The organism is Streptomyces sp. NPDC058231, assembly GCF_042882275.1.
Lineage (GTDB): Bacteria > Actinomycetota > Actinomycetes > Streptomycetales > Streptomycetaceae > Streptomyces.
Map to the genome: position 1 here is coordinate 1 of NZ_JBHVWN010000142.1, position 4,491 is coordinate 4,491.

At 66.1% G+C, this 4,491-nt stretch carries 3 protein-coding genes and 4 pseudogenes; 4 read left to right on the forward strand and 3 right to left on the reverse strand.

Annotation, left to right across the window (positions count from 1 at the left end):
• Nucleotides 1-212: 212 nt before the first annotated feature.
• Both ACFVXE_RS38635 and ACFVXE_RS38640 read right to left on the reverse strand, forming a co-directional pair.
• A complete protein-coding gene (locus tag ACFVXE_RS38635; protein ID WP_389678441.1) occupies nucleotides 213-989 on the reverse strand; it encodes a hypothetical protein in 777 nt (258 codons plus the stop codon).
• A gap of 98 nt (nucleotides 990-1,087) precedes the next feature.
• A pseudogene (locus tag ACFVXE_RS38640) lies at nucleotides 1,088-1,243 on the reverse strand (ATP-binding protein); the annotation flags it as partial.
• A gap of 94 nt (nucleotides 1,244-1,337) precedes the next feature.
• Here ACFVXE_RS38640 and ACFVXE_RS38645 point away from each other — a divergent pair.
• The 4 genes and pseudogenes from ACFVXE_RS38645 to ACFVXE_RS38660 all read left to right on the forward strand — a co-directional run.
• Nucleotides 1,338-1,775 (forward strand): hypothetical protein, encoded by a 438-nt coding sequence (locus ACFVXE_RS38645; RefSeq protein ID WP_389678443.1) that lies wholly within the window; start codon nucleotides 1,338-1,340, stop codon nucleotides 1,773-1,775.
• A 474-nt stretch (nucleotides 1,776-2,249) separates the two neighbouring features.
• Entirely contained in the window at nucleotides 2,250-2,522 is a 273-nt protein-coding gene (locus tag ACFVXE_RS38650) for a hypothetical protein (protein ID WP_389678444.1), read from the forward strand.
• Nucleotides 2,523-2,597: 75 nt separating this feature from the next.
• Nucleotides 2,598-2,975, forward strand: a pseudogene (locus ACFVXE_RS38655) (transposase); the annotation flags it as partial.
• A 71-nt stretch (nucleotides 2,976-3,046) separates the two neighbouring features.
• Nucleotides 3,047-3,592: pseudogene (locus ACFVXE_RS38660) on the forward strand (IS5 family transposase); the annotation flags it as partial.
• 182 nt (nucleotides 3,593-3,774) lie between these two features.
• On the opposite strand, the pseudogene ACFVXE_RS38665 reads toward ACFVXE_RS38660, so the two are convergent.
• Nucleotides 3,775-4,401 (reverse strand): annotated as a pseudogene (locus ACFVXE_RS38665) (transposase); the annotation flags it as partial.
• Between the last annotated feature and the right edge of the window lie 90 nt (nucleotides 4,402-4,491).

Consider the following 4,491-nt stretch of genomic DNA (forward strand, 5'->3'; position numbering starts at 1 on the left):
CGGCAAGTTGGTCACGGGTCTCGTCCAGGATGCGCATACCACAACAACGAGCCACCGAACGGGAAGCAACACCTTGATTCCCTGCAAGCCCTTAGGGGCAGCGTTTGTCAGCCGGTTTGGGCAGCAGCCGCGAATCTTGAGGCTCGTGAATGTTCACGAGAAATAGCAGCGCAAGCGATGCGCGGTGCGTCGTTCGTCGTGCCCGCAGGGCGTCACTGCCCGGTGGGTGGCCGGGTGAGTCCGGCTCCGACCTTGGTCAGCATCTGGCCGAGGAGGTGGAGGGCGCGTGCACGTGTCGGCACTCCACGCGTGGTTCCCGTCCAGTAGGCGTCGGTGAGTTTCTCTGTGACCGTGAGGATCCGGCTGTCGTCCTGGGCGGCGAGCACGAGGACGAATCGTATGTAGTTGCCGATGTCGGTGCCCTGGGGGTGCTGGTGAGTGAAGGTCTGCAGGCGCGGTGTCAGGGCGGGCAGGGTGCGGTCCGTGGGGAAGACGACGGCGAGGCCGGCGAGGGCCAGCCGAACCGCAGGGCATTCGGCCGGCCAGCGGGTCAGTAGATCTGGAGTGTGGTCCTGGACCGTGCTGCGGGCCTGGGCCTCGCTGTCGGGATCGGCGTGTGGCGGGGTGGCTGGCCAGGTCTCGGCGAGGTGACGCTCGGCGACGGTGGCAGCCCTGAACAGCAGGTCGATGGCTTGGAATCGGTGTCGGGCGGGAATCCGGTCGTCGAGGGCGAGGGCCGCGATCAGGGCGAGGCCGTCAGCGGTGGCGGGCTGGCAGGTGTCCTGGTGGAGGATCTCGTTGTAGAGGTCGCCGAGGAAGCTCCGGTCGTCCCAGCAGGGGTGGATCTCGGCGTCGAACAGCAGTGCTGCCTGGGGTGGCCTGCGGCTCGGCAGGCGGTCGGCGATGACGTCCCGGAAGAGCCGCCGGATCGGCGGACCGGCAGCTATCGCGTCGTGCCGGGTCTGCTCGGGTTCGGCGTGCGTATCCATGGCCAGCGCAGCCTACTGGAGCGCCTCGGGCCGACGGCCCGTCGCCTGGGCGGGATCTGGCAGACCGTCGGCCCGGAGCCCGCAGCGATCAGCTGGCCTGCCTCAGCGGGCGCTTCGGTCCGCGCCCGGGTGCTGGCGAGGCGGTAGGAGTCGGTGACGGTTTCGATGGTGGTGCCGCTGAGGGTCAGGCGGTCGACGATGGCCGTGCAGAGGCGGGGGTCGGTGAAGGTCTTGGTCCAGCCTGCCGGACTTTGCTGCCCCGGATCCGAAAACGTCGAATCGGTGGATCAAGGCTAAGGTCTCCCCCCATGTCCATGTCGGACATGATCCATCGAAGGGCGAAGCCTCATGACAAAGCTCGGTCAGACCGACCCAAAACTCGAACTCAAGTCCGAAGCGCGGCGGGCGGTACTGCACACCGATCCGACGGAGGTGCCGCGCCTCGTGCTTCTCGCCGTGGACGGCCCCAGTCCGTACTTGATGGGCAACCTGGGGCTGATGGGCATGCTCCTGGTCAGCACCTATTTCATTACGGTCACCAACCGGTCCATATATGTTCATCGCGGGCCTCGCCTGAATCCCCGTCCCAAGAAACTGGTCCACGTCATCCCCCTCGCTCAGACTGGGAGCCTGGTCACCCGCGTCAAGCGAGGCGGTTCTTGGAACGCCCTGCACCTGCAGTTTCCCGGCGACGCGAAGCCAACTCGGCTGAACATCTCGTTCCACTCCCGTGATGAGATGGAGAGATTCCTCAAGAGATTCCCCGAGCGGGCTGTGCACGCGTAGCCAGCCCACTCTTCCGCTGATGAGGATCACTGAAATCGGCCAAGGACGCTCTTCCCTCCACTTCGTTGCAGCTTGAAGTGAGTGGGAGATGTGGGGAGCGAAGAGCACGTGTGAGAGCCCGGCGACCTTCGGTCGCCGGGCTCTGTTGATCGGTGACGGTCAGGCGAAGTCGTTGCCCGAGGTGTTCAGGGGGTCCGCCGCACGCAGGCTCTCCACGACACACCGATGGCAGTTCGACACGCCGGGAAAGACCACACGAAAGATGGGGAGATTCCCAATGCAGATGTCAAGCTGCCCGCTAGGGCCTGTCCTGAGTTGTGGTCAGGGTGTGGATGTCCCTTCCGGTGATCGTTCGTGAGCTGGTGTCCTGTGACTGTGAACCTTGATCATGGCCATCGAGGTTTGGTGATCGTGGGGTCGTGCCGCCGAAGGTTGAACATGCAGGCGTGCACCCATTGAGCTGCGACGCCCGGCATGCCGCTGACCTGGCATGATGCCCTTATGGAAATCGGTTTCCCATGGGGGTCCACGCCAACCGTCGATCTCCGCCTGTGGCGATCCGATGCCATCGTGCTGTTCGACTGGCTGATGAGCACCGACCTGAACGCCGAACCGATCACGCATCCGGCTCAGAAGCAGGCTCTCGCAGACCTGCTGGCGCGCTTGGAGGAGGTGGACGTTATTGAGTCCACCGAGAAAGAGATTGCCGCAGCCCAGGAAGAGGTAGCCAAGGATATGGGCTGGTAGGAGGCCGGAGACGATCAAGCGTCGCTGGCACGCGCTCAAGGTTCACTGGCACGGGACAGCTGGTAGAAGCCTGGTATGGCGCGCACAGAGCTGTCGGACGACGAGTGGGAGTTGATCGGGCCGTTGCTGCCGGTAGGGAGGTTCGGCCCGTATCCGGAGCATCTGCGGGAGCAGTTCGAGGGCGTGATCTGGAAGTTCCGCTCGGGCAGTCAGTGGCGGGAGATGCCAACGGAGTTCGGGGTCTGGCAGACCGTCTACAACCGTTTCCTCCAGTGGCGCGACGCGGGCGTCTTCCAGGCTCTGATGGACGCGATGATTACCGAGGCGGCCCGGCGCGGGCAGGCAGACCTGTCCCTGGTCAGTGTGGACTCGACGGTCACCCGTGCCCCCCACGATGCCGCTGGCATGCCGGTCAGTGAGGAGGTTCTGTTGTCCCTGGAAGAGGCGGCCGAGGCGCCAAAAGGGGCCGCGGAAAGGAACGAAAGCCGCAGGTCGCAGACCGGAACGCGCCGGACCCGGTCCGGGACGAGCGGCGACGCATTCGGCGACGCCACCAGGCCCGGCTGAAGGCCGCCCTGCTCGGGCGCTCGCGAGGCGGCCTGACCAGCAAGGTCCATCTCGCCTCCGATCCGCGCTGTCGCCCGCTCGCTTTCGTCCTGACCGAGGGCCAGGCCGCTGACAGCCCCCGATTCGTCCCCGTGCTGAAAAGGATCAAGGTCCGTGGCCCGGTCGGCCGCCCGCGCACCCGGCCCGATGCGGTGGCCGGCGACAAGGCGTACTCCTGTCGCGCCAATCGCGCTCACCTGCGGAAACGGAACATCAAGGCAGTCATTCCGGAGAAAGCTGACCAGGCCGCGAACCGCAAGAAGAAGGGCCATCGGGGCGGCAGGCCCGTTTCTCACGACGCGGAGCTCTACAAAGATCGCAACAGCGTCGAACGCTGCATCAACAAAATCAAGGCGTGGCGCGGCCTTGCGACCCGCTACGACAAGACGCCCGACAGCTACCTCGCCGGCCTCCATCTGCGCGGAGCAGTGATCTGGATGCGCAGCCTCCGTCCCGAAACATGATCACGACTCAGGACAGGCCTAACCTCGATCTTTCGTGATGGCTCGTCGGTTCGCCGGGCGGGGGGCTTCGGCTGTTCGGGCTGGTGACGGGCATGGCTGCGGCCCGGTTGTCGCGTCGGGTAGGCGCCGGGTTCCACTGCTCCGGATGTGGGATGACTCGTCGGGACAGGTGTTTCCGCTGGTCAGTCGGGATCGAGGAGGATCTGGAGTCGGTTGAATGCAGTGGTGATGACCTCGGCCCAGGGCCAGTGCCGGCTGAGGCGGAGCCAGCGGCGGCGTCCAGTGGTGATGAGCTGGGCGGCGGCGGAGAACAGCCGCGACCGAAGGCGCTTGGGCTCCCACCTGCGAGTTTCGCCGGACAGGGCGAGCATCGGCATCCAGGCCAGCAGGCCGAGGGCGAGCTGGACGATCTCCAGCCAGACGCGGTTCTGGGCCATGTGGTGCAGGGGCAGGTTGCGCAGGCCGGTGTCGCGGGCGGCGCGGATGCGGTCCTCGGCGCGGGCGCGTTGGCGGTGCCGCAGCTCCAGAGCCGCGATCGCGGTGCCGGTGGAGTTCGTCGCGAAGCAGGTCAGCCGCATCCCGTCGGCGTCGGTGAAGCGCAACTGGGCGCCGGGGTGGGGTCGTTCTTTGCGGACGATTAGTCGAATGCCCTTGGGCCAGCCCTTCAGGATGTCGCCCGCGATCTCGGCGACCCACGCGCCGTCACGCACTTCGCCGCCCGATTCGACGGCCGGTGTCCAGGCCGACGCCGGGACTTGCCCAACGGCCTGATGAACGGCGTCGGTGATCGTCATTCCGACCGAGTAAGACCGACCGGCAAATGGATCACTTGAGGCGTCGGGTGGTGGGGCGGCCATCCCAGCGATAGCGGCTCGTCGAGCGTCGGATGAGGATGCGGA